We start from the raw sequence: 13,619 nt of genomic DNA on the forward strand, positions 1-13,619 counted from the left end.
ATGAAGATAGGAAAGAGACAACCATCATGACACAACCCCGATACTTCCGGGCTGCCCGGATGACGGCGGCAAGCCTTGCAGTGGGCGCGATGCTGCTCACCGGCTGCACGGCAAATGTCACCAAGACAAGCACTTCCGACGCCGGAGCGAACGCCAGCGCGTTTCTCACCATTCCGCGTGAGGACATGGGAACGTTCGTGCAGAACTTCAACCCGTTCGCCCCCACGGTGAACCCGATGGTTCAGCAGTCCATCTACGAATCCCTCCTGATCTTCAACCCGGCAAAGGGAGATACGGTGCCGTGGCTGGCCACTGAGTGGAAGTCGGCGGAGGACGGCAAATCGGTCACCTTCACCCTTCGTGACGGTGTGAAGTGGTCTGACGGGCAGCCGTTCGTGGCTGACGATGTTGCTTTCACGTTCGAACTTCAGAAGAAGATCAAGGGCGGTTTTGAATACCTGGACACCGTCACGGCCGAGGGCAATAAGGTCACGTTCAACTTCAACAAGCCGTGGTCTCCGGCCCTCTATGATGTGGGTCAGCTGATCATCCTGCCCAAGCACGTATGGTCCGCATTGCCGGACCCGGAGAAGGATGCAAACGCCAAGCCCGTGGGCACTGGACCATACACCGAGGTTGATACTTTCCAGGCGCAGTCCTTCGTGCTCAAGAAGAACCCCAATTACTGGCAGCCGGAAAAGCAGAAAATCGCCGGCATCAAGATGCTCGCTTTTGCAGGAAACGACGGCGCCAACCTCGCCGCCGCAAACGGGGACGTGGACTGGGCTCCGCAGTACATTCCCAACATTGAAAAGACGTTTGTCTCCAAGGACAAGGAACACCGCCAGTACTGGTTCCCGGCCACCGGTGCCATGATCAACTGGCAGCTGAACACCGCCAAAGCGCCGTTCAACGATGTTGATGTCCGCAAGGCGCTGAGCATGGCCGTGGACCGCGATCAGGTCACCAAGATCGGTATGAGCGGCTATGCCAAGCCGGCGGACTGCACTGGACTCTCCGGTAACTATGAGACGTGGAAGAACGCCGCGGTCAAGGACAACTGCACGTGGACCAACCACGATGTGCAAAAAGCCAACGAGCTTCTGGATAAGGCGGGCTACCCCAAGGGAGCTGACGGGAAGCGCACGTTCAAGGACGGGAAGCCCTTCGAGTTCAAGATCTCCGTGGGTGCGACGTCCTCTGATTGGCTGTCCGTGGCCAACGTGATCGCGCAGAACCTTGCCGAGGTGGGCGTTACTGCCAAGGTGGAGTCCCCTGACTGGGCGGCAGTGGTTGCCGGTTACGAGACAGGCGACTTCGATTCCGGGATCGTCTGGAGCGCCAACGACCCCAGCCCGTACAAGTACTTCAACACCTCCATGGGCACCGCCACGGTGAAGCCGGTAGGCACCAAGACCTTTGATAACTACCACCGCTTCGGCGACACAAAGGCCGATGCCCTCCTGGCCGACTTCGCTGCGGAAGCTGACGAGTCCAAGCAAGAGGACATCGCCAACAAGCTGCAGGAAGAATACAACGACGTCGCACCGTTGGTGCCGCTGTTCTCCGGACCTGAATGGGGTGCCTTCAATGACACCCGATTCACCGGATGGCCCACGGAGGACAACCCGTACGCCACCCTCTCCGTCCGTTCACCCACAACGGTGCTCGTCCTGACCACGCTGGAACCGCGCAAGTAATCCCTGGCAGGCCTCACGCCGCCGCATCAGCGCTGGCACGCCCGGCGGCACCCTGCCGCTGACCCGGCCTCCCCGCCGGGCGTGCCGCTTCACTTTCCGCAATCCCCGCAATTCCCGAATGGAGGGAAACCGTGCGCTTCATCCTGCGCCGCCTGGGTTTCTACCTGATCGCCTTCTGGGCATCCATCACCCTAAATTTCCTGCTCCCGCGATTCATGCCCGGCGACCCCGTGTCCCGTATGTTCGCCCGCTCCCAGGACCGAATGCAGCCCGAACAGATCGAGGCCCTGCGCAAGCTGCTGGGTGTTGATGACCGGCCCATTTGGGAGCAGTACATCGACTACATTCACAACATTTTCACTGGGCAGATGGGTGTCTCCATCTCGCGTTTCCCCACCCCGGTCACCGAGGTCATCTCGTCCCAAATCGGCTGGACACTCCTGCTGGGCGGAACCGCACTGGTGATCGCCGCCGTCGTTGGTAACCTGCTGGGAATCCTGGCCGCTTGGCGTCGTGGCGGCGCGATCGACTCCGCGCTCCCGCCCGTGCTGGTTTTCATCGGCTCGTTCCCCTACTTCTGGCTGGCCATGGGTGCGCTGTACCTCTTCGGCGTGGTGCTGGGATGGTTCCCCATCAGGCACGCTTTCACGGACGGATTGGAACCGGCATTTACGTCGGAGTTCATCGGCGACGTCGGCGCCCACCTTGTGTTGCCCGCGCTGACGATCGTGCTGGTTTCGATCGGCGGCTGGATGCTCGGCATGCGGAACACCATGATTGCCACCAATTCCGAGGACTACATCACCATGGCCGAAGCCAAGGGACTGCGCCCTGGCCGCATCATGCTCCGCTACGCAGCCCGCAACGCCATGCTCCCGTCGGTGACCAGTTTTGGCATGGGACTGGGATTCGTGGTGGGTGGTGCGCTGCTCACAGAGGTGGTGTTCGCCTACCCCGGCGTTGGCTACCAGCTCCTCAACGCTGTCCAAGGCCTCGACTATCCGCTCATGCAGGGCCTGTTCCTGACCATCACCGCCGCTGTGCTGCTGGCCAACTTCCTGGTGGACATCCTCTACGTCCGCCTCGACCCGCGCGTGCGCAGCAACTAGAGGACCGATCATGACTACCGCACTTCTGAAGCAGCCAACACCAACACAGGCTGTCCGCAAGCCCAACCGCAGCTTCGTCCACGGCCTCATCAGCAACAAGAAAGCGCTGACGGGCATGGCCGTGATGGTCATCTTCCTTGCACTGGCACTGCTGGCGCCGGTGCTGTTCCCGGGTGACCCATCAAGGATCACCGCGATGGCCTCCCTGGAACCATCGGCCGAGCACTGGCTTGGCACTACCGCCAAAGGACAGAACGTGCTCGCCCTGACCGTCCACGGCTCACGTAGTTCGCTGTTCGTGGGACTGACTGTGGGCGTGGCGTCCACTTTCATCGGCATCCTGGTGGGTCTGGCCTCGGCGTACTTCGGCAAATTCATAGACGAAGCACTGTCCCTGGTCACCAACGTTTTTCTGTTGCTGCCCGGCCTGCCATTGCTGGTCATCCTGGCCGCCTTCCTCCCGCCGGGCCTGGGCACAGTGATCCTGGTTCTTGTGGTCACCGGGTGGGCCGGGTCAGCCCGCGTCCTGCGCTCACAAGCACTATCCATCCGCTCCAAGGACTTTGTGGCCGCGGCCGTAGTTTCCGGCGAGCGGGCAGGCCGGATCATGTTCCGCGAGATCCTGCCCAACATGGCCTCGATCGTCATGGGCACCCTCCTGGCCTGCGTGATTTATGGAATCGGCGCCCAAGCGGGCCTGGAGTTCCTGGGACTGGGCGATGTCAGCACGGTCTCCTGGGGAAACAACCTCTTCTGGGCCGGTAACGAAGGTGCCCTGCTGACCGGCAGTTGGTGGGTCTTTGTACCCTCCGGCGTGTGCATCGCGCTGGTGGCCTTCGCCCTTGCACTGATCAACTACGCGGTGGACGAAGTCACCAACCCGCGGCTCCGAAAGATCAAAACGCCCAAAACAACACCCGCGAAAGCCGAAAGGAGCGCCGCCAAATGACCATCTCCCAGGTTTCCTTCGGCTCCCACCAACCTGTCCTGGAGGTCAAGAACCTCACGGTGCAGTACGTCGGCGATACCCGCTCCACCACCGCCGTCGATCACGTTTCCTTCAGCATCGGCACCGGCGAGGTGTTCGGTCTCGCGGGGGAGTCCGGATGCGGAAAATCCACCATCGCCAACTCGATCATGAGGCTCCTGAAGGATCCCGCGAAGATCGCCGGCGGCAGCATTTCCTTTGGCGGCAAGGACGTCCTGGCCATGACTCCGGAGGAGCTGCGGCGCTTCCGCTGGCAGGACGTGGCCATGGTGTTCCAATCGGCCATGAACTCGCTCAATCCGGTGCTGACCATCGGCGAACAGATCGTAGATATCTTCACGACCCATGCCGGCTATTCCCGCAAGGAATCAATGCGGCGAGCTGGGGAACTACTGGAACTGGTGAGGATCGAACCCTCCCGGCTCAAGTCCTACCCGCACCAGCTCTCAGGCGGCATGCGTCAACGAGCTGTGATTGCCATGGCTGTAGCGCTCAAGCCGTCACTCTTGATACTGGACGAGCCAACTACCGCACTGGATGTGGTGGTTCAGCAGGAAATTATGGCCCAGATCAAGGAGCTCCAGCGCGAGCTCGGTTTTTCTGTCCTCTTCATTACGCACGACATGTCCCTCATGGTGGAACTCTCGCACCGCATGGCCGTGATGTATGGCGGGCGGATGGTGGAAACCGCCAAGGCCCAGGACGTCTACGCCAGCCCCCGTCACCCTTACACCCAAGCGCTGATGGGCGCGTTCCCGCCGCTCACCGGCCCCCGCGTTCCACTGACGGGACTGCCCGACGGCGTGAAGTTCCGCAACATCCCGGACCTCGCTGAGGTGGCACCCGGCCACTTTGTAGCCCCGTTTGACGCCGACACTTCGGTGGTCAATTCCGTCAACCTGGAAGGAGCCGCACGATGAGCCACTCACTGATGACCCCGGCGGCCGTGTCCACCACCGGCACCCCTGCCCTGGAAATTCGCGGCTTGGGAAAGACTTTCCCCATTGGCGGTTTGTTCTCCCGCGATTCTGTCCGCGCCCTCCACGGGATCGACCTGAGCATCGCCAAAGGCGAAATCGTAGCGCTCGTGGGGGAGTCCGGTTCCGGCAAGAGCACCTTGGCCCGCTGTGTGGCGCGGCTCGAAAAGCCTAGTTCAGGGGAAATCCTGATTGACGGCGTCGACGTCCTCAAACGCGACCGGTTCCAAGCATCGCGTGCGTTCCGATCAAAACTGCAGATGGTGTTCCAAGACCCCTTCGGTTCACTGAACCCGGCCCACAGGATGGATCACTTCCTGCGGCGCTCGTTGGCGATCCACGGCAGGAGCGGCGGAAGCGAGCGGGAGACCCAGCGGCGGCTCGAAGAACTCATGACCACCGTTGGCCTTCAGGCTGACATGCTGAACTCGTATCCGCACGAGCTCTCCGGCGGCCAGCGCCAACGCGTTGCGATCGCCCGGGCCCTCGCCGTTGAACCGCAGGTCATCCTGGCTGATGAGCCCACGTCCATGCTGGACGTTTCTGTCCGGATCGGCGTGCTGAACCTGATGCGCAAGCTCCGCGACGAGCAGGGCATCTCCATGCTCTACATCACCCACGACCTCGCGTCCGCACGGTACTTGGCAGACAGGACCGCGGTCATGTTCGCCGGTGAACTGGTTGAAGAAGGCGAGTCCTTGGACCTTCTGGCCAATCCTGCCCACCCCTACACGCAACTACTGGTTTCAGCTGTCCCTGACCCGGCCCGTGCAGGCTCCTATGATCCGGTACGCAGGGCCGAACTGCGGCAAGCGGTCATGGCCTCAACGCACTGCGCGTTCCACGGCGATCCGAACCAAGCATGCTCGTCCGAGGAACCTGTGCGCCATCAGGTGGGTGACCCCGAAAACCGTCACTGGGTTCGCTGCCACCTCTACCGGCCGTGGGCTGCTGCCGGCAGTCATGCCTTGGTCAGTGAACCAACCCAAACCAGCCACCCGGCGTCGAACGCTCACGAAGAGGCTTCCGCATGACTGAACTTACCCACCCGCTCGCCACCGTTCCGCGCGACGAACTGCTGTCCCGCGCCGAGGCCGACCCCCTTCGCCCGCGATTCCACTTCGTTTCACCGGCCGGTTGGCTCAACGATCCCAACGGGGTCAGCCAGTGGAACGGCACGTACCACTTGTTCTACCAATACAACCCTGAGGGTGCTTTTCATCACCGGATTCAGTGGGGCCATGCCACCAGCTCGGACCTGGTCACCTGGACTGATCAGCCCGTGGCTTTGGAGCCATCCGCGGGACCGGATGCCGAGGGCTGCTGGTCCGGGGTGTTGGTGAACGACGACGGCACACCCACCTTGGTGTACTCCGGACGGTTCGCGGACAAGGAGTTGCCCTGCGTCGCCATAGGATCCCCTGACCTTCTGGACTGGACCAAGGATCCGGGGAACCCAGTGATCGCAGCGCCGCCTGCAGGGGTGGACATCACTGCCTACCGCGATCACTGCGTATGGCGCGAGGGGACCGTGTGGAGGCAGTTGGTAGGCTCAGGAATTCGTCATCGCGGCGGTACGGCGTTCTTGTACGAGTCTTCGGACTTGAGATCGTGGGACTACGTGGGGCCGCTGTTCATCGGAGATGCCTCACAGGGTGACCCGGCGGACACTGACTGGACCGGGACCATGTGGGAATGCGTTGATCTGTTCCGGGTGGGACAAGGTTCTTTAGGATCCGCACCTGCTGACGACTCGCCGGATGTGCTGGTTTTCTCCGCGTGGAACGACGGCGAAACCCGCCACCCGCTGTATTGGACCGGTCGCTACGCCGGAAATTCCTTCGAACCGGAGGCTTTGCACCGGCTGGACCTTGGGGGTCGCTTCTTCTACGCCCCGCAGTCTTTCCAGGATGAGTCCGGCCGACGTGTCATGTTCGGTTGGATGCAGGAAGGGCGCAGCGACGCAGCCATGGTGGAGGCCGGCTGGTCCGGGGTGATGAGCCTGCCGCGGCTCACCACGGTGGCCAACGACGGAACCCTGGAGTTTGCACCGGTTCCCGAAATCGCGAAACTCCGTAGCAACCACGTCAGCGTGCCGGCCCAGGTTTTGGCGGGGGCTGGAACGCCACTGGATACCCGTGTGTCCGGCAACCAGCTGGACCTTGAGCTGGACCTACATCTTGCCCCTGGTGCGGAGGTTCGCCTCGGCGTGCTCGTGTCCACGGATGGTGCTGAGGAAACGCTCATCATGCTGAGCCGGGCTGCTGACGAAACCCCAACAGGCACTCTTCGCCTTGACCGGACCCGCAGCAGCCTCAACCCTGCCGTTGACGTTGAGGACAAGTCCGGCCCCATTCCCATGACTAATGGGCGAGTTCGCCTGCGCGTTCTGGTGGACCGGTCCGCCGTCGAAATTTTCGCCAATGGCAAGCCGCTCACGGCCCGTATTTACCCAACCCTCGGCGGCGAGCGCGTGACGCTGGCAGCCACCGAAGGTTCGGTGCGGATCCTCTCCTTCGATGCCTGGACCATGGCCGGGGTCTTTGAAGAGACCCGTAGCCTGCAGCCGGAACGGAAGAAAACCCATGGATGAATCACTGTCAGTCTCCCGCCGCGGACTTCTGACCGGCGCTGGCGCTGTTGCGCTGGGCGGGTCCATCGCGCTCTCCACTCCTGGAGGACCCGCTATGGCGGTGGGTGGCCCAGCCTCGAAAGGATCATCGCGGATGCGCCCTGTCTATCACTTCAGCGTGACCGACAACTGGAAGAACGATCCCCAACGACCCATCTACCTTGACGGGGAGTACCACTACTACTACCTGTACAACGCTGACTACATCAAGGGCGGTGGAGGCACGTCCTGGCGCAGGGCCACCACCACGGATCACGTCGCATTCCGGGATCGCGGAGTGGCGATACCCAAGTTCAGCAACGGCAACGGCGATTGTTGGTCCGGATGTCTGGTGGTTGATGATGCCAATACTGCCGGATATGGTGCTGGAGCCGTCATAGCCCTAGTTACCCAGGCTCCGGAAGGCCGGCAAGCACAATACCTCTGGTACTCCACGGACAGGGGGCGTTCTTTCACGCCCGGCGGCGAGGCGCCGGTACTGCCCAACCCGGGGGTGCACGATTTCCGAGACCCCAAGGTGATCTGGGACGCAGACCGCGGCCGGTGGTTCATGGCCAATGCCGAGGGGCAGAAGCTGGGTTTTTACACTTCCCCGGACCTGCGGTCCTGGAAACGTGTTGGCGAATTTCTTCGCAGCGACCTGGGGCTGCTGGAGTGCCCTGACCTCTTCAAGATGACTGCCGACGACGGCACCTCGCACTGGGTCCTCGGTACCAGTGCCAATGGCAAGGGGCGCGGGTTGCCTGCGACGTATGCGTATTGGACTGGAGCTTTTGACGGCAGCTCCTTCACCCCCGACCTCGCCGAGCCGGAATGGCTTGATTATGGCTTCGACTTTTATGGCGCAGTGACCTACCCGCATCACGATGCGACGGGTGCGGAGGACCCAACCCTCCGACGGGCAATCGGGTGGGCCAATTTCTGGGATTACCCCCACAACACGCCAACCCTTTCCACTGACGGCTACAACGGCGATGACATGATTGTCCGCGATGTCCGGCTCAAGCGTGGAAGCGACGCCTATTACCTCGCCTCAGCGCCCACATCTGCCCTGAGCGATCACGTGAAGCGCACACATCGACTAGGTGATGTGGCGGTTGCCGGTACTCATGACCTGAAGATCCGCTCGAATGCTTACGATCTGAGCTGCGAGGTGGTGTGGGATCCGGCCGCGCCGCCGGCCAATCTCGGGTTGGAGGTATGCCGCGCGCCAGGTGGAGGCAGGCATGTGGCCGCCGGTGCGTTCCTGCGTGGCTCGTTTACGTACGTCAACCGCCGCCCCACCGTTAACCCCACTGCGGGGGAAACCCAAACCGCGATGGATCCCACCACTGGCAGACTTACGCTCCGCATCCTTGTGGATCGCACCAGCGTCGAAGTGTTCGTCGGCGATGGGCGCGTGGTGCACTCGCACCGGGTTTTCCCCCTTGAAGGTGATGACGGCATCCGCCTTTACGCCCATGAAGGATCGGCCACATTCCAGGACCTGACCATCCGTGAGCTCAAGGTCACGCCCTAGCCCCACCCAAAAATAACGAAGGGCAGGACCACTGGTGGGTGGTCCTGCCCTTGGTGCGATGGGTCGCGCCCCTGCGCCCGGAGGTCGGGTTACCTGTTGCGATGGTGTGCCGGAGCGGTTCCTACGCGTACCGAACCTGTTCTTCGGCGTTTAGTAATACGTTGAGCTACATGATGCCCGTTGGTACAAGCAATGCCCAGGCGAGTGCGGGTGCCACCAAAACCACTCCGCCGGCGTACATCATCAGCTGCTTATAGACGCGCTGACGGTCATCCTCGCGAGCGTTGGCCACCACCAACGCGCCGTCGGTGGAGAACGGCGATACGTCCACCACGGTGGCGGCGATCGCCAGGGCCGCAACGGTTCCCGATGCACTGAGCGAACTCGTTGCCAGCAAAGGACCAGCCAGAGGGATGAAAGCTGTCAGCAGCGCGGTGGAGGAGGCGAAAGCGGAGCCGACGCCGATGACATAGCAGAGTACCAGGGCAATGAGGAGAGGTGCTCCGAGGGCCAGGGCTTGCTCTGCGAGGGTGTCGATGACGCCAACGTGCTGCAGGAGGGAAACGTAAGTGATCATTCCGGCGACGAGCAGCACGGTGGACCAGGAGACTCCGCCGATGAAGGTTTGGTGCTCCCTGATGTTGACCAGCGCCAGCAGGAGTCCCGCCGAGAGGGCGACGAAGCCGATGGGCATGTGGAAGCCCAAGGCGCAGACAAGCATGGCCACGATGAGCCCCAGCGTCAGGATCTGCTGGCCGTGCGGGCGGGTGGGTCGTGCCTCGAGCTCGGCGTGCTGGCCTGCGGCGCCGTCGCGGAGTTTACCCAAAAGGGCGAACAGCACCACGGTGAGTACGGACAGGATCAGATTCAGTGCGAAGCTCGCTCCGAAAAGTGCGCCCTGGGAGATTGGGAAGCCGTTCTTGACAGCAATGTCATGCACCAGGACACCCGCCACGGACAGCGGGGAGAAGCCGCCTGCGTGGGCTCCGTTGATGATGAATGCGCCCATAAGAACCGGGTGGATGCGTGACTCGTAGGCCAGGCCGATCGCAGCCGGTGCCAGCAGAGCCACAGCGGCGGGGGAGAACGTGCCCAGGGCGGTCAGTGATGCTGCGAGCAGGAAGAATACCCACGGCAGCAGCAGAGTCTTTCCACGAACAAGCCTGACGCAGTTTTGGACGATGATGTCGATGGTCCCGTTCCGCTGGGCCATGCTGAAGAAGTAGGTAACACCGATGATGGTGATCACGATGTTCGCCGGGAAATCGGCCAGGATCTCCTTGTCGGTCATACCCAGCATGAAGTAGCCAACCCCGAAGGACGCCACGAGTCCCATGACGCCGATGTTCAGTGGCCACTTGGTGGCGACGACGAACATCACCACAAGGATTACCAGCGGGATGATCTGGATGGCAGTCATGGTCGGCTCCGATTCAGGGGTGGCCGCCGGGTTGAAGATGGCACCCCCGAACAGGATGGCAAACAGACCCAGGATGACTGAAGCGGCAACCGTTATCAGCAGGATACGGCGGCGGTTGCCGGGTCGCTGGGAACGCTCTTCCCGGATGTCGCTCTCAGCCTCGGGAGCTGGTGTGGTAATAGTCTTAGCCATGGTTGTTTCTCCTCATCGAGTGGCTGTTGCTAGTGAGGCTTCGACGACGTTGCCGAGAGTCTCCGGGAGGTGAATGATGCTGGAGGCGATGGTGCGCGCTGTTCGGTCTACGCCCACCAGAAGGGACCCATCTAGTTCCTCGCTCCAGGTTTCGATGACGCCGGCAGGTGTCCGCAGTTTCAGGACTGCCTGGGGTGCGTCGCCGGTGATGTCGTTCATTACCGTGCCCGGGGTGCGGGCGGCGAGTGTGAGGGCGATGCTGCCGGTGATGGCCAACGCCGGATGGGGCTTGCCCATCGACAGCATCATGACGTTGACGTCGCACTCGGGCCCGGTGGGTGGGCCGACGATTGCGAGCTTGGGAACGGCGCGTGCGGCTTCGGCTGGAGTTGCTGCCATTCCCATTCGGACCGCTGCCTGACGACGGATGACGTCCAGGGTATCCAGGTGCAATTCCACGCTGGCCTTCCACGTCTCGTAGCGGGCTGTGTCCAGTCCAAGTTCCTCGGCCCGGACGATGACTACCGGGGCGCCGGCATCCACCATCGATACGGTCCAGCGGGTTCCGCCGGCCATGATCGTGTCTGACGCCTCACCCGTGGGGAGCAGATGTCCGGTGGTCTTGCCGGCCGGATCTTGGAAGCCAAGACCGACTTTGTAGCCGGGAAACACGACGCCGGGCATGTGCGCGTCCGGGGTGATCGGCAGCGCGCCGGCAGGTGTGGAAACCCGCTGGATGATGATCTGGCCCGTGTTGGTGTTACGGGTGACGATGCGTGTGGAATCGGCGTCGGGCACGACCCAGCCTTTCTCGATGGCGTAGAGGCCGACGACGGCGGAGCAGTTCCCGCAGTTGCTGCCCCAGTCAACGGTGGCCTCCTCGATGCCCACCTGGGCGAAGGTGAATTCGACGTCCACCCCCGGGTTCGCCGGTCGGCTGAGGATCATTGCCTTACTGGTAGTCGATGTAGCCCCGCCCACCCCATCGATTTGCCGGGTATCGGGGCTTCCAAAGAGTCGTGGCAGGAGATCGTCCAGGTTGGCGTTGGCCGTATCCAGGTGTTCAGTTTCAAAGACCCAGCACTTGCTGGTTCCTCCGCGCATCCATTCAGCTTCGATCTTCATTGTGCTTCCCTGCCTCTCGTGGCAATCCTGCAAAGTTTGTTTGCCTGTTACGAGGATGATCCGAATCACATATGAAGACAATGTTGGATAAATGAGGGGGAGTGTAGTGATACTTCATTCACTGAGTAGGCAGGGTTAGGCAGAGCTTAAAGATTGCGAAAACCCTGGTTTCCACCCTGGTGCAGGCGCTGAATGCCGTGCAACTGCTTAGAATGAACCAAGTATGGAGAAGGGTGAAGCGATGCTTAACGATGAAAGTTTGGGTTTATTTGATATCCGGCGACTTGCCCTCCTGGTGGAGGTGGTGGAACAGGGATCGATCACCGCGGCGGCGGACATCATGATGTATTCGCCATCGGCTGTCTCGCAGCAGCTGCGCAAATTGGAGCAGGAAGTGGGGCAGCCCCTGCTCAACCGGCGGTCCCGCGGTGTTGTCCCCACGGAGGCGGGGCAGGTGCTGGCAGGACATGCGCGGAAGATCGTGGGACAGATGCGCGCCGCCCGGTCCGACCTTGGCCAGATTGCCGGTTTGAACCGCGGCTCATTGACGGTTGGCACGTTCCCTACACTGGCCGGTTCATTTTTGCCCTTAGTGATCCGCGCCTTCAAGAAGCGCTACCCGGCGATTGGTCTCTCAGTGCGCAGCGCCCGCTTCGATGAATTGGTCTCGGACCTCGAATCCGGAGTGACCGGGTTGTGCTTGCTCTGGGACTACCCCTGGAACCGCTTCAACGACGAATCCATTCGGGTCACGGAAGTCTTCCAAGAGAGCACGGTGATCCTTGTGGCCAAGGGGCACCCTTTGGCCGATCGCGACGAGGTGACCATGAAAGACCTCCGAAAGGAATCGTGGATAGTCCGCGCAGAGGCGCACCCGGTAGTGGAGGTACTTCAACGCTCCGCCCACGACGCCGGCTTTGAACCAAACATCGGATTCCTTGCCAACGATTACCAAGAGGCTCAAGCCATGGTCAGCGTCGGCATGGGGGTGGCGATGGTCCCCAAGACAGCGGTGGCCTTGCAGCATCCGGATGTCAGGGTCCTCAGCCTGGGGGCCGAGGCACCCCTGCGCCGGGTTCTCTTGGCCCAACGCCAGGACAAGGTCTATGCGCCTGCGGAGGTGGCGTTCCACTCCACCCTGTTGGAAATAGCCCGTGAACGAGGCAACGACTATCTCTGAGGTGGTGCATGGCATCGGACGCGCTAGGGCAGTGGGTCGACCCTTGGTACAGGCGTAGCGTTCGCTGACCCTGGTGGTTATCACCTATCACGTGGCCTTGGTGAGGCACATGTGCCATTGGGTGGCAGTCGTCCACCCACCTTCGATTACCGCCACCCCCCTTGCCGCCCCGCGGCCGGGGGGTTGTTTGTTGTTGGCACCAAGGGAATCACGGCATCCTTGAATTTCGAAGATGCAGTTTGTTAGTATGACAGGACAAACTAGGAGAGAAAAACATGCCGCTTGTTCGAATCGACGTCAATCAAGGCCGCACCCCGGAGGAATTGACCGCGCTGAGCCGCGCTGTTCACGATGCCATCCTTGCGGAATATGGGATACCGGAGCGCGATTACTTCCACATTCTCACCGAGCATCCCCAGGGTCAGATTATTGCCCAGGACGCCGGCCTCGGGTTTGAGCGCACTTCCGGGATGGTGATGATCCAGATCTTTACGCAGGGTGGCCGCAGCCAGGATGCCAAGAGTTCGTTATTTGCGGCAATCGCCAGCAGTCTGGCTGAGGTGGGAGTGCCGGGTGAGGACGTCTTTGTGGGCTATGTGGAGAACTCGCCAGGTGACTGGTCGTTCGGCTTTGGCCGCAGTCAGTATGTCACAGGCGAACTGGCCGTGCCGAGCAAATAATGGCACCCGGTGTCATGTTGTAAATATGTCAGTACAAACCTTTGACAGGACATTGAATCTGGTGCAAAGTAGTCCTGTGGCCCCGCTCACTGAGGGG

11 protein-coding genes are annotated in these 13,619 nt (G+C 61.6%); 9 read left to right on the forward strand and 2 right to left on the reverse strand.

The annotated features are described in order from the left end of the window. Positions 1-26 precede the first annotated feature (26 nt). From MOD31_RS03425 to MOD31_RS03455, 7 genes are all read left to right on the forward strand, one after another. The gene (locus MOD31_RS03425; RefSeq protein WP_250819851.1) at positions 27-1,700 is read left to right on the forward strand and encodes an ABC transporter substrate-binding protein; all 1,674 of its coding nucleotides are present in this window, start codon (positions 27-29) and stop codon (positions 1,698-1,700) included. 131 nt (positions 1,701-1,831) lie between these two features. Next, a complete protein-coding gene (locus MOD31_RS03430; RefSeq protein ID WP_166842098.1) occupies positions 1,832-2,809 on the forward strand; it encodes an ABC transporter permease in 978 nt (325 codons plus the stop codon). 10 nt (positions 2,810-2,819) lie between these two features. Then, positions 2,820-3,758: an ABC transporter permease gene (locus MOD31_RS03435; RefSeq protein WP_250819852.1), complete on the forward strand. Its 939-nt coding sequence runs from the start codon at positions 2,820-2,822 to the stop codon at positions 3,756-3,758. Further along, positions 3,755-4,717, forward strand: coding sequence for an ABC transporter ATP-binding protein (locus MOD31_RS03440; protein WP_250819853.1), 963 nt, complete (start codon positions 3,755-3,757; stop codon positions 4,715-4,717). The genes MOD31_RS03435 and MOD31_RS03440 overlap by 4 nt, the downstream gene beginning before the upstream one ends. Beyond that, the gene (locus tag MOD31_RS03445) at positions 4,714-5,808 is read left to right on the forward strand and encodes an ATP-binding cassette domain-containing protein (protein ID WP_142939343.1); all 1,095 of its coding nucleotides are present in this window, start codon (positions 4,714-4,716) and stop codon (positions 5,806-5,808) included. The genes MOD31_RS03440 and MOD31_RS03445 overlap by 4 nt, the downstream gene beginning before the upstream one ends. Beyond that, positions 5,805-7,367, forward strand: coding sequence for a glycoside hydrolase family 32 protein (locus MOD31_RS03450; protein ID WP_250819854.1), 1,563 nt, complete (start codon positions 5,805-5,807; stop codon positions 7,365-7,367). The genes MOD31_RS03445 and MOD31_RS03450 overlap by 4 nt, the downstream gene beginning before the upstream one ends. A 133-nt stretch (positions 7,368-7,500) precedes the next feature. Continuing rightward, positions 7,501-8,925: a glycoside hydrolase family 32 protein gene (locus tag MOD31_RS03455; protein WP_308196349.1), complete on the forward strand. Its 1,425-nt coding sequence runs from the start codon at positions 7,501-7,503 to the stop codon at positions 8,923-8,925. A 166-nt stretch (positions 8,926-9,091) separates the two neighbouring features. On the opposite strand, the gene MOD31_RS03460 is transcribed toward MOD31_RS03455, so the two are convergent. Together MOD31_RS03460 and MOD31_RS03465 are read right to left on the reverse strand one after the other, a co-directional pair. After that, the gene (locus MOD31_RS03460; RefSeq protein ID WP_250819856.1) at positions 9,092-10,537 is read right to left on the reverse strand and encodes an SLC13 family permease; all 1,446 of its coding nucleotides are present in this window, start codon (positions 10,535-10,537) and stop codon (positions 9,092-9,094) included. 12 nt (positions 10,538-10,549) lie between these two features. Then, positions 10,550-11,662 carry a PrpF domain-containing protein gene (locus MOD31_RS03465; RefSeq protein WP_166842103.1) on the reverse strand — a complete coding sequence of 371 codons (1,113 nt, stop codon included), beginning with the start codon at positions 11,660-11,662 and terminating at the stop codon, positions 10,550-10,552. A gap of 241 nt (positions 11,663-11,903) precedes the next feature. Here MOD31_RS03465 and MOD31_RS03470 point away from each other — a divergent pair, with 241 nt between their 5' ends. Continuing rightward, positions 11,904-12,842, forward strand: a complete 939-nt coding sequence (locus tag MOD31_RS03470; protein WP_250819857.1) for a LysR family transcriptional regulator — start codon at positions 11,904-11,906, stop codon at positions 12,840-12,842. A 275-nt stretch (positions 12,843-13,117) separates the two neighbouring features. Beyond that, entirely contained in the window at positions 13,118-13,522 is a 405-nt protein-coding gene (locus MOD31_RS03475) for a tautomerase family protein (RefSeq protein WP_166842104.1), read from the forward strand. The last annotated feature ends 97 nt before the right edge of the window (positions 13,523-13,619 follow it).

It is taken from the genome of Paenarthrobacter sp. TYUT067, from assembly GCF_023656375.1.
In the GTDB taxonomy this organism is placed as follows: domain Bacteria; phylum Actinomycetota; class Actinomycetes; order Actinomycetales; family Micrococcaceae; genus Arthrobacter.

Bases quoted from the DNA above. Each gene is read 5' to 3' on its own strand.
- MOD31_RS03425 (WP_250819851.1), top strand. From the start codon at position 27: ATGACACAACCCCGATACTTCCGGGCTGCCCGGATGACGGCGGCAAGC.
- MOD31_RS03435 (WP_250819852.1), top strand. From the start codon at position 2,820: ATGACTACCGCACTTCTGAAGCAGCCAACACCAACACAGGCTGTCCGC.
- MOD31_RS03440 (WP_250819853.1), top strand. From the start codon at position 3,755: ATGACCATCTCCCAGGTTTCCTTCGGCTCCCACCAACCTGTCCTGGAG.
- MOD31_RS03445 (WP_142939343.1), top strand. From the start codon at position 4,714: ATGAGCCACTCACTGATGACCCCGGCGGCCGTGTCCACCACCGGCACC.
- MOD31_RS03450 (WP_250819854.1), top strand. From the start codon at position 5,805: ATGACTGAACTTACCCACCCGCTCGCCACCGTTCCGCGCGACGAACTG.
- MOD31_RS03455 (WP_308196349.1), top strand. From the start codon at position 7,501: ATGCGCCCTGTCTATCACTTCAGCGTGACCGACAACTGGAAGAACGAT.
- MOD31_RS03460 (WP_250819856.1), bottom strand. From the start codon at position 10,537: ATGGCTAAGACTATTACCACACCAGCTCCCGAGGCTGAGAGCGACATC.
- MOD31_RS03465 (WP_166842103.1), bottom strand. From the start codon at position 11,662: ATGAAGATCGAAGCTGAATGGATGCGCGGAGGAACCAGCAAGTGCTGG.
- MOD31_RS03470 (WP_250819857.1), top strand. From the start codon at position 11,904: ATGCTTAACGATGAAAGTTTGGGTTTATTTGATATCCGGCGACTTGCC.
- MOD31_RS03475 (WP_166842104.1), top strand. From the start codon at position 13,118: ATGCCGCTTGTTCGAATCGACGTCAATCAAGGCCGCACCCCGGAGGAA.